General features: G+C 57.4%; 18 protein-coding genes and 1 tRNA gene. 6 read left to right on the top strand and 13 right to left on the bottom strand.

Annotation, left to right across the window (positions count from 1 at the left end; all coding sequences use genetic code 11):
• Positions 1–124: 124 nt before the first annotated feature.
• From CSQ86_RS02430 to serS, 5 genes are all read right to left on the bottom strand, one after another.
• Positions 125–1084 carry a carbohydrate ABC transporter permease gene (locus CSQ86_RS02430; protein ID WP_100493499.1) on the bottom strand — a complete coding sequence of 320 codons (960 nt, stop codon included), beginning with the start codon at positions 1082–1084 and terminating at the stop codon, positions 125–127.
• A complete protein-coding gene (locus CSQ86_RS02425) occupies positions 1081–2052 on the bottom strand; it encodes a carbohydrate ABC transporter permease (RefSeq protein ID WP_100493498.1) in 972 nt (323 codons plus the stop codon). The genes CSQ86_RS02430 and CSQ86_RS02425 overlap by 4 nt, the downstream gene beginning before the upstream one ends.
• Before the next feature lie 177 nt (positions 2053–2229).
• The gene (locus CSQ86_RS02420) at positions 2230–3546 is read right to left on the bottom strand and encodes an ABC transporter substrate-binding protein (RefSeq protein ID WP_100493497.1); all 1317 of its coding nucleotides are present in this window, start codon (positions 3544–3546) and stop codon (positions 2230–2232) included.
• Positions 3547–3953: 407 nt separating this feature from the next.
• A tRNA-Ser gene (locus CSQ86_RS02415) sits at positions 3954–4041 on the bottom strand.
• 182 nt (positions 4042–4223) lie between these two features.
• Positions 4224–5510, bottom strand: a complete 1287-nt coding sequence (gene serS, locus CSQ86_RS02410) for a serine--tRNA ligase (protein WP_033889884.1) — start codon at positions 5508–5510, stop codon at positions 4224–4226.
• A 134-nt stretch (positions 5511–5644) separates the two neighbouring features.
• Between serS and CSQ86_RS02405 the strand changes: the two genes are divergently transcribed.
• Positions 5645–6811 carry a diacylglycerol/lipid kinase family protein gene (locus CSQ86_RS02405; protein WP_165773706.1) on the top strand — a complete coding sequence of 389 codons (1167 nt, stop codon included), beginning with the start codon at positions 5645–5647 and terminating at the stop codon, positions 6809–6811.
• Positions 6812–6871: 60 nt separating this feature from the next.
• Here the strand turns inward: CSQ86_RS02405 and CSQ86_RS02400 are convergent, their stop codons facing one another.
• Together CSQ86_RS02400 and CSQ86_RS02395 are read right to left on the bottom strand one after the other, a co-directional pair.
• The gene (locus CSQ86_RS02400; RefSeq protein ID WP_100493495.1) at positions 6872–7714 is read right to left on the bottom strand and encodes a PRD domain-containing protein; all 843 of its coding nucleotides are present in this window, start codon (positions 7712–7714) and stop codon (positions 6872–6874) included.
• A 74-nt stretch (positions 7715–7788) separates the two neighbouring features.
• Complete coding sequence (locus CSQ86_RS02395; RefSeq protein ID WP_100493494.1) at positions 7789–9852, bottom strand: glucose PTS transporter subunit IIA; 2064 nt, start codon at positions 9850–9852, stop codon at positions 7789–7791.
• 335 nt (positions 9853–10187) lie between these two features.
• Here CSQ86_RS02395 and CSQ86_RS02390 point away from each other — a divergent pair, with 335 nt between their 5' ends.
• Entirely contained in the window at positions 10188–11711 is a 1524-nt protein-coding gene (locus CSQ86_RS02390; RefSeq protein ID WP_420838140.1) for a sugar porter family MFS transporter, read from the top strand.
• A gap of 198 nt (positions 11712–11909) precedes the next feature.
• Complete coding sequence (gene pgm, locus CSQ86_RS02385; RefSeq protein WP_100493492.1) at positions 11910–13586, top strand: phosphoglucomutase (alpha-D-glucose-1,6-bisphosphate-dependent); 1677 nt, start codon at positions 11910–11912, stop codon at positions 13584–13586.
• A gap of 357 nt (positions 13587–13943) precedes the next feature.
• Here the strand turns inward: pgm and CSQ86_RS02380 are convergent, their stop codons facing one another.
• On the bottom strand, positions 13944–14921 hold the full coding sequence (locus tag CSQ86_RS02380; RefSeq protein WP_423734801.1) for a hypothetical protein: 978 nt from the start codon (positions 14919–14921) through the stop codon (positions 13944–13946).
• 652 nt (positions 14922–15573) lie between these two features.
• On the opposite strand from CSQ86_RS02380, the gene CSQ86_RS02375 reads away from it, so the two are divergent.
• Positions 15574–16509 carry a ribonuclease H family protein gene (locus tag CSQ86_RS02375; RefSeq protein WP_243387596.1) on the top strand — a complete coding sequence of 312 codons (936 nt, stop codon included), beginning with the start codon at positions 15574–15576 and terminating at the stop codon, positions 16507–16509.
• 193 nt (positions 16510–16702) lie between these two features.
• Positions 16703–17401, top strand: coding sequence for a ribose-5-phosphate isomerase RpiA (gene rpiA, locus CSQ86_RS02370; protein ID WP_100493490.1), 699 nt, complete (start codon positions 16703–16705; stop codon positions 17399–17401).
• Between the two features lie 165 nt (positions 17402–17566).
• On the opposite strand, the gene CSQ86_RS02365 is transcribed toward rpiA, so the two are convergent.
• Together CSQ86_RS02365 and CSQ86_RS02360 are read right to left on the bottom strand one after the other, a co-directional pair.
• Complete coding sequence (locus CSQ86_RS02365; RefSeq protein WP_004268639.1) at positions 17567–17656, bottom strand: 30S ribosomal protein bS22; 90 nt, start codon at positions 17654–17656, stop codon at positions 17567–17569.
• 120 nt (positions 17657–17776) lie between these two features.
• Entirely contained in the window at positions 17777–18406 is a 630-nt protein-coding gene (locus CSQ86_RS02360; RefSeq protein WP_165773705.1) for a hypothetical protein, read from the bottom strand.
• A 96-nt stretch (positions 18407–18502) separates the two neighbouring features.
• On the opposite strand from CSQ86_RS02360, the gene radA reads away from it, so the two are divergent.
• Positions 18503–19951 carry a DNA repair protein RadA gene (gene radA / locus CSQ86_RS02355; protein ID WP_100493489.1) on the top strand — a complete coding sequence of 483 codons (1449 nt, stop codon included), beginning with the start codon at positions 18503–18505 and terminating at the stop codon, positions 19949–19951.
• 114 nt (positions 19952–20065) lie between these two features.
• On the opposite strand, the gene ribF is transcribed toward radA, so the two are convergent.
• The 3 genes from ribF to rbfA form a co-directional block, all read right to left on the bottom strand.
• Positions 20066–21256 (bottom strand): bifunctional riboflavin kinase/FMN adenylyltransferase, encoded by a 1191-nt coding sequence (ribF, locus tag CSQ86_RS02350; RefSeq protein WP_100493488.1) that lies wholly within the window; start codon positions 21254–21256, stop codon positions 20066–20068.
• A gap of 42 nt (positions 21257–21298) precedes the next feature.
• Complete coding sequence (gene truB, locus CSQ86_RS02345) at positions 21299–22420, bottom strand: tRNA pseudouridine(55) synthase TruB (protein WP_100493487.1); 1122 nt, start codon at positions 22418–22420, stop codon at positions 21299–21301.
• A 129-nt stretch (positions 22421–22549) separates the two neighbouring features.
• Positions 22550–23017 carry a 30S ribosome-binding factor RbfA gene (rbfA, locus tag CSQ86_RS02340; RefSeq protein WP_100493486.1) on the bottom strand — a complete coding sequence of 156 codons (468 nt, stop codon included), beginning with the start codon at positions 23015–23017 and terminating at the stop codon, positions 22550–22552.
• Positions 23018–23026 lie beyond the last annotated feature (9 nt).

Here is a 23026-nt window from a genome sequence, read left to right as displayed (position 1 = left end):
CGGCGGGAATTATTAACCCCCTACAAGAACGGACCTCGCTACGATCGGACCCAATCCGACCTTCGCTCAGCTACCGCCTCGCTCAGGCTGACGCTGCAGACAGCCCACCGGGCTGTCTGCAGCGTCAGCCCTTGACCGCACCAGCGGCGAGGCCAGCCTGCCAGTAGCGCTGGAGGCCAAGGAAGAGCACGATCACCGGCAGCACACCGAGCAAGGCACCCATCATCAGAGCGCCACGATCGGTGAAGGTTGCAAGGGAGACCATGCCGTACAGACCCAAGGTCACCGGCTTCAGGGTGTCGGAAGAGACCATCATCAACGGCAGCAGGAAGTTGTTCCACGTGGCCACGAACAGGAACAGGAAAATCGTGACCATTGCCGGAGCCAGAATCCTCAGCACGATGGTGAAGAAGATTCGGGCCTCGCTGGCGCCATCGATACGAGCCGCCTCAAGCAGTTCGTTCGGCACCGAGGTCTGCGCGTACACGCGGCCCAGGAAGAAGCCGAACGGCGAGACGCAGCACGGGATGATGATGGAGAGCATCGTGTTGGTCAGATGCATTGCATGGAAAATGGAGTACTGCGGAATGGTGAGCAGTGCAGCCGGCATCAACATGCAGCCCATAATGACGCCAATGGCGAGGTTCTTGCCCTTGAAGTTGAACTTCGCGGTGGCATAGCCTGCCATCACAGCCACAAGCGTACCGACCAGAGCCGAGACGCCCGAGTAGATCAGGGAGTTCAGCACCCAGCGCCAGAACTGGCCACGGGTCCATCCGATCAACGTGCCATAGTTCTTGGCAATGGCCGCAGGCAAATCACTCAACCCCACAGCGAACCACAGGCCATTGCTGCCGGTCATCTGGCTCGGGGTCTTGGTCGAAGCGATGATAGCCCAATAAATCGGGAACAGGAAGTAAATCAGTGCAAAGACCAGAACAACGATGGTGATGGTCTTGACCAGCGCGGAAGGCTGCATGGAACGAGGCAAATCGTTGGCATGCTTGTCGCGAATCTTGTCAGCCTTCTTACGAGCGCGTGCTGCCGCGCGTGATTCTTTGTCAATAGCTTCTACGGTGCTCATTCTGCGTTCACCTTCCTTTCAACGAGCGTGTAGACCACGGCGAGTACGCCAGCGATCAAGGCCATAACAATAGCCACAGCGGAGGCAGGCCCATCACCGCCTGGGGTCAACGTGCCCTGCGAAGTGTTGAGGGCCATCATCATCGGCGTGTATGACTTCGAAATACTCGGATCGGAAATCGACATCACCTGGGGCTCGTTGAACAGCTGGATAGTGCCGACGATGGAGAGCAACATGGCGAGTAGTGCAGCCGCACGCACGTTCGGCAGCTTGATCTTCATGGCGATCTGGAAGCCATTGGCGCCATCAATGCGGGCTGCCTCGTACAGGTCATGCGGAATGGCCTGCAGTGCGGCGAGGAAGATCAGCATGTTATAGCCGGTGAAGGTCCAGGTCGTGATGTTGGCCATAGAGCCGAGGACCACATTATCGCCGAAGAAGTTCACTTTGATGCCGATGGCGGCAAGGCCCTTAACGATAGGGGAAATCTGACCGTTGTAGAGGTACACCCAGATGATGGATGCAACCACGCCCGGGATAGCGTAGGGCAGGAAGTAGCTCAAGCGGAATGCGGTAATGTGCTTCACGATGTAGGAGTCGATGAGCATCGCCAAAGCAAGTGCCGCGATAATCATGACCGGGACCTGAACCACGGTGTAGAGCACGACCCTGCCCACGCCAGCCCAGAAGGCACCGGAAGTAACAACGTACTGGAAGTTTTGGAATCCGACGAACTTATTGACCAGTTCGCCGCCGCCGTATGCGCCACCACCTGTGGTGACCTGACGGAAGAAGCTGGAATAAATAGCCCAAATGATGGGCAGAATGAAGACCAGAGCGAACAGGATGCCGAACGGTGCCATGAAGGCCCAGCCGGTGCGGTTCTCACGCTTGGCGGCGTCAGATGCCTTGGGATTGGCGGCACGCCTGGCGACCCCCGTCTTCGCCGTTTTTGTTGTTGCAGTCATAGGGAAAACCTGTCTTCCAAAAGAACAGTGAAAATACAAGCAATGTATGCCCGGATCGATGCAGTCAGAGATAAACGAACCGGACTGGAGCAAAAGGAAAGGCCGGAGTGTTGAGCTCCGGCCTTTCGATGTGTGGTTGAGGATATTAGCGGCTGGAAGGGACCCTAGCCGTTAATGTCACTCGGAAACAGACAGGCCGAGGTTCTTCAGCGTATCCACAGAAGTGGTCTGCGCGTCGGAGAAGATGTCCGCAACCTTGCCGGAGCCGTCGGTGGCCTTGGCAGCGGTTTCGTTCATCTTGGCGGCGACTGCGGAGAAGCCAGGCATGTAGGTGAAGTCACCCATGTTGTTGTTGGCGGTCTTGAATTCCTTCATGATGTCCTGACCACCGAAGAAGGTGGACCACTCGGAAGGAGTCTTGGCATCTTCAGTGGTAGCAGCCGGCACGAGGCCCTGGGAAACCAGATCCGGAACCTGGGTGTTGAACCAATCCAGGAACTCCATGGCTTCCTTCGGGTGCTTGGAGTTCTTCAGCACGGCCACAGCGGAACCACCGTCAGGGCCGGTCTTGCCAGCGTTGTCGAACCAGTCGCCAAGCTGAGCGACCTGCCACTCACCGGAGCCGGTGCCACCGGAAGAGGTCATGAACAGCGGGGCTTCCCAAGCGGCAGCCACGGTACCAATCAGCTGACCATCCTTGATGGAAGCATCGAAGGACGGATCCCAACGCGGGTTGGTGGTTGCGGCCTTGGCATCGAGCAGCTGCTGGTAGAAGTCAGCAACAGCCTTGGAGCCGTCGGTCTCGGTGTTGACGACCCAGGAGTCGCCCTTCACCTTGTACCAGCCACCGGAAGCGCCAGCCAGACCGGAGATCATGTTGCCAGCCTCATCAGGCTGGTAGGACATGATGTACTTGCCAGCGGCGGCGGCCTTCTTGGCAGCCTCGATGAACTCGCTCTGGCTCTGCGGAACCTCGGTGATGCCGAGCTTCTCGAACTCAGCCTTGTTGTAGAAGTAAACCAGCGGGCCGGTGTCCTGCGGCAGGCCGTAGGCCTTGCCGTTCACCTGCACCAGGCTGTACGGGCCGGAAGCGAAGTCGTTCTTGTACTGTTCGGCGTACTGGGTCACGTCCTGAAGCAGACCCTTGGTGAAGACCTCAGGCAGCTCAGCATAACCGACCTGAGCCAGATCCGGAGCCTCGCCGGACTTGACGTCGGTCTCAAGCTTCTTAATCATTTCAGAGGCCTTGCCATCGAACTTGGTGGCCTTGACCTGAATGTCCGGGTGCTCCTTGTTCCACTTGGCAACGATGTCGTTGACCAGCGTCATGCCCTCGGAATCCGGAAGACGGTGCATGTAGGTGATGGTGACCTTGCCGCCGTCGCTGCTGGAATCACCAGTGTTGGCAGTGTCGCTACCGCAGCCGGCAAGGCCCATGCCCATGGCGGCTACCGCAGCCAGTGCGGCTACCAGACGCTTGTTATGCGATACCATATCTCTACTCCTTCGTTATATGGTCTCATCACTTCCCTGTGACGAACAATTGCCAATCTATGCCCTTCAAGGAAAATTGTCAACTTTGCTAACAATTTCTGCGCGCCCCCAACAAAAACGTTGTATTCCGTTGGTTTATCGCACATTAGTTCCGTTAACTATAGTGACAACTCCGGCATCTTGACTTTTGCACGCTTGGTCGTGTGACCGGTTACATATTATCACGCATTCACACTTCCGCGACACCGGCATGTATCTAAATCATGAAGAAATCGTGAAGGCGCATCGTCTCTCGTCAAGATCGAAGTATTCCATACTCCATTGGTCGATCTGAGCATCGGCAACCCACTTCGGCATTCCGCGCCGAGACAAGAAAAGGGTTTCAGGCAATTGCCCGAAACCCTTGGTGGCGGACAGAGCGAGATTCGAACTCGCGGAGGGTTGCCCCTCAACGGTTTTCAAGACCGTCTCTTTAGACCGCTCAGACATCTGTCCTTTGTGCGCGTTTCAGAGTACCCTCGAAGCGCACGATGTTTAATTATACATACGGTAGGGAGAATCCACCGCGGCGGTGCAACATTATCCGTTACGGCTTCGCCGGCTTCTCTCCCTCCGGCCCTTCAATCCACCTCCCTCATCAGAGGGAGGCAATAGCTATTGGAACAGGCCTGATGAAATCAGGCCTCCCACTTGGTGGGCTCGATGACTTCCTTGCCGCCCATGTACGGACGCATGGCCTTCGGAATCTCGATGGAGCCATCCTTCTGCTGGTGGTTCTCGAGAATGGCGACCAGCCAACGGGTGGTGGCCAGCGTGCCGTTGAGGGTGGAGACCGGGCGGGTGTTGCCGTCTTCCATACGCTCACGGATGTTCAGACGACGAGCCTGGTACTCGGTGCAGTTGGAGGTGGAGGTCAGCTCACGGTAGCGGCCCTGAGTCGGCACCCAAGCCTCGCAGTCGAACTTACGGGCAGCGGAGGAGCCGAGATCGCCGGCAGCGGTATCGATGATGCGGTACGGAACCTCGACCTTGGCGAGCATCTCCTGCTCCATGGCCAGCAGGTGCTCATGCTCCTTGTAGGAGTCCTCCTGCTTGGCGTAAACGAACATTTCCACCTTGTCGAACTGGTGGACGCGGATGATGCCGGAAGTGTCCTTACCGGCGGCACCGGCCTCGCGGCGGTAGCAGGAGCTCCAGCCGCAGTAGCGCAGCGGACCGTTGCCGAGGTCGAGAATCTCGTTCTCGTGCATACCGGCCAGAGCAACCTCAGAGGTACCGACCAGGTACTGGTCATCAGGCTCGCGCAGACGGTAGATCTCGTCGGCGTGGGAATTCAGGAAGCCGGTGCCGCGCATGACCTCAGGACGCACCAGGGTCGGGGTGATGGCCAGCACGAAACCGTGTTCCTCGGCCTGATCCACAGCCATGGTCAGCATGGCGATCTGCATACGGGCCACAGCACCACGCAGGAAGTAGAAGCGGGAGCCGCCGACCTTCACGCCACGGCGCATATCGATGCCGGCCACCTCGGTGCCGAGGGTCAGATGATCCTTCGGCTCGAAGCCTTCAGCGGCGAAGTCACGGATCTGGCCAACCTTCTTGACCACCACGTAATCGTCCTCGCCGCCTTCCGGAGCTTCCGGCTCCACGATGTTGGAGAGCTTCCACATGGCGGTGGTGTATTCCTCGGCTGCGGAATCAGCCTTGGACTTGTATTCAGCAACCTTCTGGGAAAGTTCCTTGGTCTCGGCGATCAGCTTGGCCTTTTCGTCGGCTGGAGCCGCTGCGACCTTCTTGCCGATTTCCTTCTGCTGCGCGCGGGCCTCTTCGAAAGCCTTCAGCGCTTCACGGCGTGCGGTATCAGAAGAAAGCACCTCATCGACGAGTTCCACGGACTCGCCACGCTTGCGCTGGGATTCCTTGACAATATCAGTGTGTTCACGGATGAATTGAATATCAAGCATGCGCCTAACACTACCGCCGTAAGCCGACACACAGAAGACTCTTTGCCGCATTAATCTCACTAACCGTGCAGGAAATGTTCACGAACGGCATGGCGATAGCCGGAACAGCTCTTCTGCCACTACAAATAGGAATCATGCCTCAGTCCACGCTTACAGTGCTTATCATCATTGCCGCAGTGCTGCTTATCGCAGCCATTACGCTCGGTATTCGCACCGCGCGGCGCCGCAGGCTTGCCGCCACACTGGAAAAGCGCAGGGATGACGAGGTGCAATATGCCTTTATCATTAATCCTTCCAAGCCTCAGGCAGCCACCCAACGCCTGCACATCCAGGAATTCTGCCGTGCCAAAGGCTTGAATCGCATTCGTTTCTACGATACACAGCTTGACAAGGACGGCCGCGCCTGCGCATTGGAAGCGTTAGAGGATGGCGCGGATGTAGTCATCGCCGTGGGCGGCGACGGTACGGTGCGCACGGTGGCGAGCGCGGTCTCCGGCACCGGACATGCGCTCGGCATCATTCCGATCGGCACCGGCAATCTGTTCGCCCGTAATATGGGCATCCCTGTGGATGATATCGATGCGGCGCTGACCGTGGCCACCTCCCACGGTTCCCGCCTAGTGGATATGGGACGGCTCCGACTGCTTGACCATCCCGAAGATGATCACGGCCACGCGTTCCTCATCATCGCCGGCATCGGTTTCGATGCGGCCATGATCGACGACACCGACCCCGCGCTGAAGGCCAACATCAGCTGGCTGGCCTACTTCGTGGGCGGCATCAAGAACCTGTTCGCACCGAAGTTCCGCGGCAACCTGACCATCACCAGCGCCGACGGCTCCACGCATTCCATCAAGAATCTCGATTTCCGCACGATTATGGCCGGCAACTGCGGCCAGATCCCGGTGTTCTCGCTGATGCCCGCCGCATCATACGATGACGGCATCCTTGATTTCGAAATCATCGACACCACCGGAGGCATTCTGGGCTGGGCGAACCTATTCGGCGACGTGGTGCATCAGACCATCACCGGCAAGCCGGAACAGAACCCCCTCTCCACGAACTCCACCGTGGAGCAGGTGCAGGGCATCACCGCGGAAATCACGCTGGAGAAGCCGGCCAAGGCCCAGGTGGATGGCGATATGCTGCCAGAGACCAAGCACATCCGTTTCTCCGTGGACCAGCGAGCGCTCATCGTGCGCGTGCCGGATACCTCCACGCTGAAGACCGCCCAGGTTGCGGCGGCGAACGCTACGTCCGATTTCGCTGAGACCACCAGCATTCTAGAGCCGGTGAAATAATTTCCGCATACGTCGGTTGGCGACACAACTCTTCTCAGAAAGAGGAGCCAAAGAGCAGGACTACCGCTGAGCGTCGGCGGTGACTCGGGCGACGTGCATGGCCAAGTAGGCCACCTCGTCTTCGCTGACGTCCGCATCCAAACGCAGCTCCAATAATCGTCCGATGGTTGAAGCGCAACGCAGCGCCTCAGGGTAAGCGTCGCGAATGGCTTTCACTATGGGCGCCGGCTCGTCTACAAGCTGTTTGTTCTGGTGGATGCGAATGAACAGATACCGCAGATGGGTGATGAAACGCCCCACATTCACTGATTCACGATCGAGCTTCAGGTTGTATGCGTGCTCGATGATGTCGAGCATCTGCTGAATCACGCCGGTCATCGTATAGGTATATGTCAGGTCTCCAGTGGCGAATCCGGCATTCACCAGATGCATGGCAAGCGATGTCTCCTCACCGGCCGGCAACGGTTGCGGCAACTTGGCATTGATGGCCTTGAGCAGCACACAGCCTTGTTGGTATTCCTTGGGATAGAGATTGCTGATTTCACCGATCAACGGATATTCGACTGCAATACCGCGCTTTTGTCTTGCAATGGCACCGGCAATGTGGTCGGAAAGGGCCATAACCAGCGTAGTACTGCCAATCTCGCGCTCCCCTAGCCCGGCCTGCCTCATGGCATCCACCACGATGCGAATGATTTCCGGGTCGATGTCCGACAGCATCTGCGCCAGATGATCGGGATCGCGCCCGTCCGCCGGCACGAAGGTGCGCACGATTTTCGATTCGTCCACCGATTGCCCGGTTTTGGCTTGGAATCCCAGACCTCGGCCTGTAAGGATCACCTCACCGCCGTTGCCGTCTTTGGCGAGCACGACGTTGTTGTTGAAGACTCTCAATATTTCCATGACGCACCTCCCCTCACTGGTTATTTTGGCAATTTGTCTTACCGATTATTCAATTGCTGCGCGGACGCTCTGCACTAGCGTTCTACATCGATGATAGGTTCACCTGCTGCCGCCACGCGCGACTCGCTACGCTGCGCATCGGCAGTAGCGAGCAATGGCACCACTGAAGTCATCGCCATCGTATTGACCACGGTCACTATCACCACTGGATTATGACCTGAACGAATGATTGCCGCAAAATCCACTTGCAACAACACGTCACCGGCGGCAACATGATCCCCTTTCGCAATCTGCAGAGCGAATCCTTCCCCGTCCATATCCACTGTGTCGAGCCCGATATGCACCAGTACTTCAACGCCTTCGTCAGTTTTGACGCCGAATGCGTGACCGGTTTTGGCCACGGTTTTTATCGTGCCGCTTATCGGCGCATGCACTGCTTCGACACCCGCTGAATTATCAGGTATGATTCCCACGCCCTCGCCAAGCGCTTTGGATGCGAATACCGGGTCGCCGACCGCATCCAAACCAACCACAGTGCCAGCGATTGGAGCGAAGACGGCATTGGGAGATTCCGCATGCCACAGTGGATCAACGAAATCAGCAGAGGCAGCATCCTCGCGAGCGCTTTGCGGCATACGGTAGTCGAATAGCACCGTCAGCACCATGGCAACAACGAATGCGATGGCAATGGACAGCGCGTATACCCATGCACGATTGAACACGGGAATGGTCAGCAGCGAAGAGAACGCAAACGCCGTGGTTGTGACCCCGTGAATCACCTGGCCGGATGGCAGCACGGAAGGAAACAGCCAACTCAGCACCGCACTGGAGAACCCTCCTGCAGCGCAACCTGCCAGCAGCCAGCGGTAGGTGCGGCGGTGCTGCAGATGGATGCCATACAGGCTCAGCTCGGAAACACCGCCTAGGAGACCGGCCAACAATGCGCTCAGCGAGGTCTGGCGCATCGCAGAGTCATGCTCGCGAATAGCGAGTACAAGCACACCTGCCGTAACGCCGAAGCAGGCGAAATTCCATACACCCATCGGACCTTGCACAAAGTCATAGCCCAGCGTCTGAATGTTCATCAGCATCAAAGCATTGAGCGGCCAATGCAAACCGAGCGGCACCAGGAACGGATAAAGCATCGGAATCAGGAGTGCAAACAGGAACGGCACATGCGTGTTCAGCCAAGCAGTGCCGGTGCTCAGCTCATCGCCAAGCCACACGCCCAAAGGTCCAACGAACAGTATGGAAAGCAGATAAACCACTACAAGCGAACAGAATGGTACGAACACCAGCTGCACACTGTCTGGAATCACGCGTTTTAATCCGTGGTAAATCAAACCCAGCAGCGCAACCATCAGCAGCGGCACGAACACGCTGCCGCTGTAATCATTAATGGGAATAGTGACGCCGAATACGCTGATGCCACCACTGAGTCCAGCAATTCGTGGCGCCATCAAGGCGGCCATGATTGCACCGCCGAGCCAAGGATCTACATTGAGCTTTCGTGCGGCGTTCGTGGCAATCATGATGGGCAGTATCACGAACATGACTTCCCAAATGGCCTTGAGAGCACGCCATCCGTCGGCAGTATCGCCGTCTGGGGTGAAACCGAGCGCCACAGCCACATTGGCGAGCGCGATAATCATCGACGCCCCCAGGAGCACGCCGAGAAGCGGGCGGAAGGCGTCGGAAACGTAGTCGAGGATGGCGCCGGCCCATGCTCGCGGCGTGCGAGGAAATGCCCTATGCGATGCAGAGGATTGTGGAGGCTCTTGGCTTGCTGTGTTGGAGGACGCGGAAGCAGCAGGCTTTGCGGTGCCCATGGGTGTTGCGGGCTCCTCGGATGTGCCAAGCGCAGTTGGTGCAACCGATTTCATCGCACCCATCATGCGCTCATACACTGAGGCGACAGCACCTCCAATAATGATTTGATAACGGTTGCCGCCTCGTGGGAACGCACCCAATACTCCCGGCACAGATTCCAAACGGCGCAGATCGACTACGGACGCGTCAACCAGCGTGACATGCAAACGGGTGGCGCAGTGTGTGAATTCCTGGATATTGTTTGCGCCCCCAAGAGCATCAAGGATATGCGAGGCCAATGATGCCGGTGTGTCAACTGCATTCTTCAAGGCCCCTCCTATTCCATGGCTGGTGTCATTGTCCCGCATCAGCTCCGCATTGTCTATCCGACGGACAACAAACGTTTGCAGTAATCACCTGATTTTCGGAGTGTCGCGGTCGGAAAAGTCGTATTCTGTTCTTCACACGTTGCGTAGCAGGGTTGTTACTTGGAAACGAGGCAAGACCTGGAGCGATATGGAATTTGCATATCCGTATGCGGCTTTGCCGTACTGGATGTGCGCGTTCCACATTGTTCCAGGTCTTTTTTGTTTTCCGGTGGCACAACGAGGTACTTCCTGCACGCGGCACATGGGGTGCAACCGAATGCACTCCGTCAATGGCGATGAAAGGAACGACAGCAATGACGACGGCAAACACCACAGCCGCATCAACGAACGTGGCAGCGGACGCCACTGAGGCACTCGAGAACGGTGCCAATGCAATGACGAACATTGCAACCAATACGATTGAGACCATCGAAGCCGCGGAATCTCGCGGATTCTCCTCGCGCTTCCCGCTGAACAGCTCATTCATCTTCACGTTCGGCGCCCTTGGCGGCATGTTGTTCGGCTTCGACACCGGCATCATCTCCGGCGCTTCCCCGCTGATCGAATCGGACTTCGGCCTGAGCGTCTCCCAGACCGGCTTCATCACCTCCTCCGTGCTCATCGGCTCCTGCGCCGGCGCATTGTCCATCGGCGCGCTGTCCGACAAGTTCGGCCGCAAGAAGCTGCTCATCGTCTCCGCCATCCTGTTCCTCATCGGCTCAGGCATGTGCGCCACCGCCACCGGCTTCCTGATGATGGTCGCCGCCCGCATCATCCTGGGCCTCGCCGTGGGCGCCGCCTCCGCACTGACCCCGGCCTACCTGGCCGAGCTTGCGCCGAAGGAGCGCCGCGGTTCGCTCTCCACGCTGTTCCAGCTCATGATCACGTTCGGCATTTTGCTGGCCTACGCCTCCAACCTCGGCTTCCTCGGCCACAATCTGCTGGGCGCACGCGATTGGCGTTGGATGCTCGGCTCCGCACTGGTGCCGGCCGCCCTGCTGCTGATCGGCGGCATCATGCTGCCGGAGTCCCCGCGTTACTTGGTGAACAAGGGTGACGAGCGCAACGCGTTCAAGGTGCTGACCCTGATTCGCAAGGACGTCGACCAGGCGCAGGTGCAGCTGGAGCTTGACGAAATCAAGGCCGTCGCAGCCCAAGACACCAAGGGCGGCGTGCGCGAGCTGTTCCGCATCGCCCGCCCGGCCCTGATCGCCGCCATCGGCATCATGCTTTTCCAGCAGCTTGTCGGCATCAACTCCGTGATCTACTTCCTGCCGCAGGTGTTCATCAAGGGCTTCGGCTTCCCTGAAGCGGATGCCATCTGGGTGTCCGTGGGCATCGGCGTGGTGAACTTTGTCTCCACCATCGTGGCCACGATGATCATGGACAAGTTCCCGCGCAAGGGCATGCTGATCTTCGGCTCCATCGTGATGACCGTCTCCCTGGCCATCCTCGCCGTGATGAACTTCGTAGGCGACGTTGCCGTGCTCGCTGTGCCGACCATGATTCTGATCGCCTTCTACATCCTTGGCTTCGCCATCTCCTGGGGCCCGATCGCTTGGGTGCTGATCGGTGAGATCTTCCCGCTGTCCGTGCGCGGCATCGGCTCCTCCTTCGGTTCCGCGGCCAACTGGCTGGGCAACTTTATCGTCTCCCAGTTCTTCCTTGTGCTGCTGGACGCCTTCGGCAACAACGTGGGTGGCCCGTTCGCCATCTTCGGCGTGTTCGCGGCCCTGTCCATCCCGTTCGTGCTGCGCTTCGTGCCTGAGACCAAGGGCAAGTCGCTGGAGGAGATCGAGAAGGAGATTTCCCACCGCTGATCGCAGCTGGCTTCCTCGCCTGATGGCCGGTATCGCCCCGATTTTTCCGGGACACGATACCGGCCATTGGTTTTGCAGAGGAAGTTAGCACTTCTCGGCGGCATGTCACCGCCTCTTTTTTCGCCATTCGCACAGAAGTTGACAACTCTTAACATAGCTTCGCCCAAAACGTTGAAATCCGTGGCACAATAGGGAAGCATGGTAGCAAAAAATGCGGGCTTACCCGCCACCCCAGCAGATCTGATCAACGTCGATGAGGTCATCGGCAAGTACTATGACCTTGTCCCCGATCCGTCCGTTCCGGAGCAGCGTGTCATCTTCGGCACCTCCGGCCACCGCGGATCGTCCCTGAAGACCTCGTTCAACGAGGCTCACATCATCGCCATCTCCCAGGCCATCGCCGAATACCGCAAGAAGGCCGGTGTCACCGGCCCGCTGTACCTCGGCTCCGACACCCACGCGCTCTCCGGCCCGGCCAAGAAGACCGCCATCGAAGTGCTCGTGGCCAACGGTGTACACGTTCGCATCGATTCCCGCGATGACTTCGTGCCGACCCCTGTGGTTTCTCAGGCCATCCTGACCCACAACCGTGCGGCCGACGGCACCCAGCGCTTTGAGGGCGAAGGCCTTGCCGACGGCATCGTCGTCACCCCGTCCCACAACCCGCCGACCGACGGCGGCTTCAAGTACGACCCTGTCACTGGCGGCCCGGCCCCGGCTGAGACCACCAACGCCATCGCCGCTCGCGCCAATGAGCTGCTCGGCGACTACAAGAACATCAAGCGCGTGCCTTACGAGGAAGCCATCAAGTCCGAGTACGTCGAGGGCTTCGACTTCCGCGAGCACTACGTTGACGATCTGAAGAACGTCATCGACTTCGATGTGATCCGCAACTCCGGCGTGCGCCTCGGCATCGACCCGCTCGGCGGCGCCTCCGTGAACTACTGGCCGCTCATCAACGAGAAGTACGGTCTGAACATTGGCGTCGTGCGCCCTGAGGTCGATCCGACCTGGCGCTTCATGACCATCGATCACGATGGCAAGATCCGCATGGATCCGTCCTCCCCGTACGCCATGAAGGGCCTGGTCGATGAGCTCAACGCCGGCGCTTGGGACAAGTACGATCTGGTTGGCGGCACCGACCCGGATGCCGATCGTCACGGCATCGTCTGCCCGAACTGGGGCGTGATGAACCCGAACCACTACATCGCCGTGGTCGTGGAATACCTGTTCGGCGGCAACCGTCCGGATTGGCCTGCTGGCGCCGGCATCGGCAAGACGCTGGTCTCCTCCTCCCTGATCGACCGCGTGGCCGCTTCCATCAACGCCAAGCTGGTCGAGGTTCCGGTCGGCTTCAAGTGGTTCGTCGAGCCGCTGTTCACCGGCGAGGTCGCTTTCGGCGGCGAGGAGAGCTCCGGCATGAGCTTCCTGCGTCGTGACGGCCGCGTGTGGACCACCGATAAGGATGGTCTGATTCCTGACCTGCTGGCCGCTGAGATCACCGCCAAGACCGGCAAGAACCCGGCCGAGCTGCACAAGGATCAGGTTGCCCGCTTCGGTGAATCCTGGTACAAGCGCGTCGACACCCCGACCACCCTTGAGCAGAAGCAGAAGTTCGCCAAGCTCACCGGTGATGACGTGACCGCCACCCAGCTTGCCGGCGAAGACATCACCGCCAAGCTCACCGAGGCTCCGGGCAACCACGCCAAGATCGGTGGTCTGAAGGTCACCACCAAGGACAACTGGTTTGCTGCCCGTCCTTCCGGCACCGAGAACATCTACAAGGTGTACGCGGAGTCCTTCGAGAGCCCTGAAGCCCTCGATAAGGTACTCGACGAGGCCAAGCTCGTTGTCGACAAGGCTCTGAGCGAGTGATGTCCCGCTGAATCCTAGATAGCGCTAGGGCGCTGGATTGCGATTATGCAACCCAGCGCCCTTATTCTTTGCATTGATGCCGTCATGCCGCTCTTGGCATCCCACTCGTGGTACAAAATCGCAATCTGCCGCCTCATTCACTGTCGTACCATGATTCTTTGCCACAATCGCACAGCAAACCGTTATCGCCAACAATTGTGACAAATAGAACCGCCATTCCTTCATAGGGGCATTCAAGACGGTTTGGTACAACATGCCAATATCGTTCAATTCAGCTATTTGTACCGCTTATTAAGCTCGCACACGATTGATATCGGAGTAAAACCACCAGTCGCGAAAGACCTCCAACGAACATATTTAACCGCGGTTGCGGACGCGCAATGCAGTATCAGCCAGCTGCTCGACCGTTTTCGGCATTACAAAGAATTCAAACCTCGCGCCACGCGATGCAAGCGCACGCGCCACGTTGAATGCGAATTCCGCACGCGCATCCGCATTGACCAGACTGGACGCCGTAGCTACAAACACAATCCACTGATGGCCTCGCAGCTTATCACGCTTTTCCTGATCACGTCGCCATTGCACTTTGTCAGTACGATGATGGTCCCCGTCGTATTCGACCGCAACCTTGTACTCCGGCCATGCCATATCCAGCGTTATCGCAGCAGTGGACCTGAATGCTATACCCGGCACTTCATAATTCAATACCGGTTGAGATATGCCATGTGACCGTAACGCAAGACGTCCTTCAGATTCCTTTGGAGAATCGGAGCCTGGCGAGATAAGCGTCAAAGCGCGCCTACACGCCAAACGTCCCTTGAACCCTGCCAAATCATCCACAAATCGTTGCAAATCAGCATAAATCGCAGAACCGATGCGTCCCTTTGCCAGTGCAGGTTGCCGCGCGATTCCACTAATAATGGAATCACCAAGCACAATCAATGAGTCCAAAGAAACATGAGTAGCAAGTTGGGCCCATACATGAAAAAGATCTAAAGCAAATACATAGTGGTTTATTGCCACCTTCTCGGCCACAGAAGTGTGTTTCCAAATATGCGGATGGATAGATAATCCGCGGATACGAACACGTTGTTCCAATGAATCGGAAACGGTGTGGAGTTCGAACGAATCAAGATCGCAATCGGACGGAAGCGGAATTGACTGCAGAATCAATGACGTGGTCATGCCAAACAGCAGTCTTTTGCCTAATCGCCGAGCGGCCTCAGCGCAACGACGTACCATGTCATGCTTACGCTGCTCAAGACCGCCTCGCATGCCGCCCTCATTGCGCAGCCAAAGCACCTCGTAATCCTCAGGAAAATCATCGTTGATCATACTGTTCATGTCGTCACAATAACGATTGCGAACGCTTGTGCAAAGCCAATCCGGAGTATGTGGTTCTAGCTTGCCGAGTTATCCACATTAATGGTGAAGAAATCATGAAGAACTTAATGCCGTATCGAACAAATGCGGGAATAATTATGACACTCAGGAATGGGTGCCTGTCACAAAATGGCAAAATGGGCTTTTCTGAACTGACGTACCACGCAACCTGGTCACAACAGCCCACAGCCGCTTTGCTGATTGCATCGTGACAACATAAATGGCGAATTTATGACAACGCTTGTTATAACTCATGGCACGAAATAACGAAAAGAGCAAGAACGCCAAATTGTACCGCGAAGCAATGTATGCAATACCGCAAATTGGGTTAAATTGAGAGACCGCAGCACACCTGCAACTTCCGACGCCCTATGCGATAGTGTGGGCACATGACTATTACCTTGTCCACAGACGGAAGCGCACTGGGCAATCCTAATGCTGAGCCATTAAATGGACGGTCCAGTGGACTGCCCATAGGCGAAGTGAGCGGTCGCGCTACAAGCGCCCGAGAAGGGGCCATTAGGATTGCCCAGAAGAAGGAGAGCCACAAATGACTATTACCGTGTCCACAGACGGAAGCGCACTGGGCAATCCTAATGGCCCAATGGGGTGGGCATGGGCCGACCATGCGAAGAATGCAGGCGGCACTCTTGGCCACGAGCATGACGAGCATGGATACGATGCAGGCGGTGCCACGAACGGCACCAATCAGATCGGCGAATTGTGCGCGGTGCTTGAAGCATTGCGAGCGCATCCCGGTTCCGAGCCACTGCTCATCGAATCCGATTCGCAGTATGCGATCAACTGCTCCACCACTTGGGTGAAAGGCTGGAAGCGCAACGGCTGGAAGAATTCACAGAAGAAGCCGGTTAAGAACGTGGAACTGATCAAGGCAATCGACGCCGAGATTTCACGTCGACCAGGGCCTGTGAATTTCAAATGGGTCAAAGGGCATGCCAGCAATGCAGGCAATGAATTGGTGGACGAACTGGCGCGCACCTATGCCGGGGATTGCCGGTCCGGCGCGCGCGACGGCTATCTGCCGATTGAGGGATGGCAGTCGCTGCTGAACTCCGAATATGCACACGGCACCGATGTGCCACCGGATGTGCAGCTTGTTCTCGACGGTAAGGCGGATGCCGCTGATTTGCGCAAGCCCATGCCGAGCACAGCCGGTTCCGCTGCGGCAACGTCCAAGCAATCGCTCGCCGATATGCTAGCCGAGCCCGAGGGCGTACCGGACTTTGACTTTAGCGAGGATGCTGACGATACCGATAACAGTGCTCATGCGCAGTCACAGGAGCGCACGACCGCAGTAGCCACTTCTGGTCTTTCTGCACCGGCTGCGCCTACAGCCCCGACGCCCGGCTCCCCCAGTGGATTGACCGTCTCCGGCAATCTGACCTTCTCCCCTGCTCCGAAGACCAGCCCGTACTACAACGGGCAGCCAATGCCGATTTCCGGCACCATTGCGATTGAGGGATATGTAGACGGCGATGGCAACCTCACCATTACCAATGTGCCGTTCTTCCGCAAGTAGGCCAATACGATAGTCCACCATCCTATGCGTATGCGTGCGGCTATGCGACGAATCTCACATCACACAGCCGCACGCATACGCATAGGAAACGGACACGAGGGCACAAATTCGCTCACCCGCGTTAGGATAAGAGAGAAGGCTTTACACCGTTAATGCATACGGTTGAACCCAAGGAAAACAAAGGAGAACACCCATGGATAAGGCTCAGCAGGACGCACTGAAGAAGGCCGCCGGCATCGAAGCCGCCAAGCTCATTCAGGATGGCATGATTGCAGGCCTCGGCACCGGATCCACCGTGAAGTTCCTGGTGGACGAGCTCGGTCGCCGTCATCAGGAGGAAGGTCTGGAGTTCACCGGCGTGACCACTTCCCGCCGCACCCAGGCTCAGGCTGAGAGCTACGGCATCAAGATCGTGGATATCGACGATGTGGATCACATCGATATCACCATCGATGGCGCTGACGAAGTGGATAAGAACTTCAACGGCATCAAGGGCGGCGGCGCTGCCCTGTTGTGGGAGAAGATCGTGGCCACCAACTCCAACCAGATCGTCTGGATTGTGGATGAGTCCAAGGTTGTGGACACCATCGGCAAGTTCCCGCTGCCGGTCGAGGTGATTCCGTTCGGTGCCGGCCACGTCATCAAGAAGTTCGAAGCCAAGGGCTACAAGCCGGTGCTGCGTCTCGACGCCGACGGCAAGGAAGTGCGCACCGACGAGAACAATTTCGTGGTTGACCTGCACCTCGAACGCATCGATCACCCGCAGGAGCTGGCCGAGGACCTCATCACCACCGTCGGTGTGGTGGAGCATGGCCTGTTCCTCAACATGGTGGACAAGGTCATCGTCGGCGACCCGAACGGTCCGCGCGTGATGACCAACTCCAACAAGTGAGTCGCTGCGGGCGCGATACCCGCTGACAGCTGACGTCACGTCAAGAGCCGCATCTGTACAACGCAGGTGCGGCTCTTCGCATATCAAGCGAAGCTTGATAGCAATAAAGAAACCCCGCAACCGTAGTGATTGCGGGGTTTTCAATGCCTTGATTGCTAAGTAAGACTACTTGCGCTGGTGGCGGGTCTTACGCAGCAGTTTGCGGTGCTTCTTCTTGCTCATCCGCTTGCGGCGCTTCTTGATGACAGAACCCATCTGAAGCCTCCATTTCGATTAATCGTAAAAGTTGCAACTCGCACTATAATACACGTCTTTCCAGACAGAGGAAATTCGTGTGGCGTACATGCAAGCTTTACCTGAGTGTACAGCAAAGGTTTACAGCGGGAACTTCTGGTAGAAACGCTCCAGCGCCTGCTTGTTGCCGCTGGCCTGGAACACCACCGTGTCGTTCTGCCAGACGGCAATGGCCTTCTTGGCATCGGACGGATCAGACTTCACCGTGTAGGAGCCGGTGGCGTCTCCGGAAACCTTCACGTTGCCGGAAGCCAGCTCCTCACCGGTCTGAGCCGCAGCCAAGGTATCGTACTGGGTCTTGGCATTATCGGCAGTCGACCACTGAGCCACAATCAGGGTAATATCCTTGGCATTGTCGCCGGTGGAATAGGTCACCGTGTATTCCTCGAGCGGCGAGGCGCTGCTCCACGAGGTTGAGGCTTCAGCCTTCGTACGAGCGAAGTTCAGTACGCTATCCGGCATGGCCTTGAGCAGCTCGCTGGCATCATCCGGCAATGCGGTGGGATCGATGGTGGGCTTGGTCGGCTCGGTGTCCGTATTCTGCTGCTGTGCCGTTTGCGTGGTGCTGGTGTCTGATTTGTTGACGATAGCCCAGCCCGGCCATATGAATGCCGAAAGCACCGCCAAAATGATAACCACAGCGGCGGCGACCACCACTGCGATCAGCTTACCGTGGGATTGCGTAGTCGAAACATTCTCGGAGTTAGTCATGCCCTTGATTCTCTCACAGCCGTGTGACGCTGCTCAATAAATAGCAAGACAGGGAAAAATTTTACCGCCGCCGAAATTCGGCGTTAGGGTGGAAGCATGGCGAAATCAACTGTGCAATACGTTTGTTCCGAATGCGGCTGGAACGGCTCGAAGTGGTATGGCAAATGCCCTGAGTGCGGGCAGTGGGGCACCGTGGAGGAATTTCACGAGGCACGGCCCGTTGCCGGCTCGAAAACCGCCGCGCCAGGGCGCACATCACGTACACAGTCGATTGTCGTGTCTGACTCTTCCCGGTCAGCGGCAAAACCAATCACCGAGATAGGCACGGAAACTGTGGAACGGCTGTCCACCGGGTTCAGCGAGTTCGATCGTGTGCTCGGCGGTGGCGTGGTGCCCGGTTCGGTGACGCTGATCGCCGGCGAACCAGGTATCGGCAAATCTACGCTGCTGTTGCAGACAGCCGGCAATGTGGCCCGTTCAGAGGCAGGTATCAGCGATTCCGCAGGTTCTGGCACGGTGTTGTATATTTCCGGCGAGGAATCGCAGGCACAGGTCAGGCTTCGCGCATCACGCATCAACGCCGTGGAGCCGAACCTGCTGTTGGCTTCCACCACTGATCTCTCCACCGTTTTGGGATTGATCGAACAAACCAAGCCTGCATTGGCGATTGTGGATTCCGCACAGACCATCGTGTCCCAGGAGGTCGATGGTATCTCCGGAGGTTCCACACAGGTGCGCGAGGTGGCGAGCGCGCTGATTGATACCGCCAAAACTTTGGACATCCCCGTGTTCCTGGTGGGTCATGTGACCAAGGATGGTTCGATTGCCGGCCCACGCACTTTGGAGCATCTGGTTGATGTGGTGTGCCAGTTTGAAGGCGATAGCGAGACGGCACTGCGTATGCTGCGTGCGATCAAGAATCGTTTTGGGCCAACCGATGAGGTGGGTTGCTTTGATATGAGCGGCGAGGGCATTGAGGAAGTCACTAATCCCTCCGGCCTGTTCCTATCCGGAGGCGGACCCAGTAGCGCGGAATCATCTCCCGTGGAAGGCACATGTGTAACGTTCACACTCGATGGTCATCGCAGCCTGCCAATCGAGGTGCAGGCGTTGGTTACCAAATCCGTGTTGCCCACGCCTCGTCGTGCGGTCAATGGTGTGGATCCCAGTCGTATCGCCATGCTCACGGCCGTGTTGTATCGTCATAGCAAGCTCAATCTGCTAGCCAATGATCTCTACGTATCGACTATTGCCGGCGGGCAAGCCAGGGAACCCGGCTCCGACTTGGCGATTGTAAGCGCGTTGGCGAGCGCCGCGACGGCAAAACCCATTGCGCGAACAACCTGCGCAATAGGTGAGATTTCCTTGACCGGTCAGGTAAGACCGGCGCCACGCATGGAGTACCGGCTACGAGAAGCCGCTCGATTGGGCTTCACCACAGCCGTTATTCCTCCGCTGCGCAAGCCGGTGCATATTGAGGGGCTTCGGTTGATTGAAGCGGGAACACTGACCGATGCGTTGGAGGCATTAGGAATCAAGAAATAGTCAAGTTCGTAACAGGTCTCGTCATCAATCGACTGGTTTTGCACGAATCGTACGACAACGGCTCCCCTCATTGAGGGGAGCCGGGCTTCTGCTAGTAATACAGAATCATGTCTGCTATGCGGTCAGGCGTTTGGTCTCCTCGACATTGCGCTTGAGTTCAGCCGTGAGTTCATCGACGCCGTCGAATTTGACCTGTGGACGCAGGAAGCCCGTGAATTCCACGCGCACCTTGTGCCCATAAAGGTCAATCCAGTCATCAGTGATGCAGTAGGATTCCACGACGCGTTCATGGAGACCGGTTTTCTCGCTGAACGTTGGCTTGGTACCAATGGAAATGGCTGCCGGCCAACGCATTGGCTGCTTGGCGGACGCCTCATCAGATTCTGTATGTTCGGAAGGCTCGCAGTCGGCAGTTTTCGGACCCAAATCTACCAACCAACCGGCGTATACACCGTCCACAGGAATGTAGCCTTCAATATCAGAACCAAGGTTCGCAGTCGGGAATCCAATCGTACGACCACGTTCCTCACCATGCACCACTTCGCCTTCAATGGCATGCGGCGCACCCAGAATGGCATTGGCTTCCTGAATGCGGCCATGGGCCAAGAGATAGCGCACATTCGTGGAACTCCACGCACGCATCGCCTTTGCCTGGTGCTTCTTGCTCCACGCACGGCGTTCGGCCTTGGTGGCGCCAGCCAGCGGGTCGGCAGGCTCACCCCACTCGGCCGGCATTTCCGGTTTGAAATCACGCGGAATGCGTACCTCGCCCGGGCCGCGATCATCCACCACATCCAATTCGAACACACCAGCACCGGCGGCAAGGTTGGAGATATGCTTGATATCCCCGGCCCGATCCTTGCCCATGGCGGCATCCTGCCCCAGCACCAATGTGCGCATGCCAAGCTTGCCGACCAGTCGCCCGAGGAAGAAAATGTACGACTTTGAAGCGAACGCCAACGTGTAGCGCACTACCAGCACATGGTCCACACCGAATTGTTCGATGCGCTGCAAGCGCTCATGCACACTGGTCAGTGCTTCCGCATCGATATTGGCCTCAGTAGGCTCCTGACCGTCATGCTTGGCGGCCCACCCATGCACGAAAGCCGGGCGAGGATCGAAGAGAATCACCACGGAGAACGCATCATGCTTCTTAGCGAGTTCCACTACGCGCTTGACAACGGCCTGATGGCCGAGATGCATGCCGTCGAACGCGCCGAGCGTCACCACGGCCTTCTTATCGTTATCGAACGAAGGCCAAGTGACTTCGCCCTGCTCGTCCGGAGTCAGATAGGTGATTTCCATACGTGCAATTCCTTTTCAAGTCCGCAACTAACCGCGTCTACTCTACGCGAGGGGGAATACGGTGGCGGGTTTGGCCTGATGCCCATTCGCGCGCTCGATAATCGCCACCACATCATGCGTTTCAGGCACGATGGCTGCAGTCGGCACGCTGACAGTTCGCTCAATGCGACGCCCGAAGCGTAGTTCTGCGGCCTCCTCAGCTGTGATGTCCAATGATGGCATGGCACCTCGTGCCGCTTGTTCCATGGTCAAGGCATGATTCAGCAGCCACGCACGCCGATCTTCACCGGAAAGCTCGTCGGGGGTGTCCAGCACGCACTTGCAGCGGGTCATACGTTCGCCTTCGCGATTCGTGAACGTTTTCAGTTCCGTATGAGCGGTGATCGTATGCGTGCGAGTTTCACTCATGGCAACGTCACTCATCAATCCGCTGGTATCATCCGGCAGAGCAAACCTGCCGACTCGTGTGCGTCGCAAACGAATCAGATGTCCACCGACACCGAGCTCGGCACCTAAATCGCGGGCCAGTGCGCGAATATATGTGCCGGATGAGCAGCTGACACGAACATCGACGTCCAGCACCGGAATACTGCCGTTGCTCTCCGCCGTATCATTGTTCGGCTTGTCTTCCAGAAGCGCTTCCCCAGCGCGCTCCCCTGGCACATAGCCTCGGCGAACAGCCAGTACCGTGAATTCGCTGATGGTCACCGGCCGGGCCTTAAGCTCCACGTCCTTGCCTTCGCGAGCCAAATCATAGGCTCGTTTGCCGTCGATTTTGATAGCGGAGAACGTGTTCGGCACCTGCTCGATATCACCAGTGAAGCGATCGGCAATAATCTCACGGATTATTGATTCAGTAATATCCTGCACACTGGCAGAAGCAGCCATACGCACCAATTCGCCTTCGGCATCATCAGTGGTAGTACCCAGGCCAAGGCGAATCGTAGCCACATAGGTTTTATCGTGCGCCACAATCGCATTCAACAGTCGTGTGGCATGGCCGAATGCAATCACCAACGCGCCGGTGGCCATGGGATCAAGTGTGCCCGCATGACCGACTTTTTTGATATGCAACGCGCCTCGTACTGCGGCCACTGCATCAAAACTGGTCACACCTTGTGGCTTGTCGATAATGAGCAGGCCGCTCGAAGCTACTTGTGGCACCGTTATGCTTCCTCCATCAGGCTTAGCGTACGTTTGCTGAGGCTTCACGCCGCCTCATCTCAGAAAACGTACGCTGAGTGGCAGTCAGCGTACGTTTTGTGAGAAAAAATAGGGAAAGAGAGAAGAAGACTACTCTTCCTCTTCGGTTTCCTCGTCGTCCGATTCGTCGTCATGCTTATATGGGTCGGCATCGCCGGCGTACTGGGCGGTGGCACGTGCCTTGGCGAGTTCCTCGTCGCGCTTGCGGGCCAATGCCAGGATGTCTTCGATTTCGTGAGCCTCGCCGGGCACTTCGTCGAACACGAACTGCAGCTGCGGAGTCAGTCGCAGACCTGCCTTGTGGCCGACCAGAGAGCGCAGATGGCCTTTGGCCTGATCAAGGGCCTGCTGAGCGCGTTTGCGTTCGCCGGCTTCCTTGCCTTCGTGGCCGAGCTGGGTCCAGTAGATCTTGGCGATCTGCAGATCGTTGGTTACACGCACTTCGGTGACGGTGATGTTGGTCAGTCGCTTATCATGCAGCTCGCGCTCGATGGAGGATGCTACGACGCGCTGAATCAACGCTGCAATGCGTGCGGCACGGGGATTGGTTCCTGCCATAAGTATTTC

It is taken from the genome of Bifidobacterium felsineum, assembly GCF_002802915.1.
Lineage (GTDB): Bacteria > Actinomycetota > Actinomycetes > Actinomycetales > Bifidobacteriaceae > Bifidobacterium > Bifidobacterium felsineum.
Note: the sequence above shows the minus strand (reverse complement) of the source record. Positions and strands in the feature narration are given on the sequence as shown.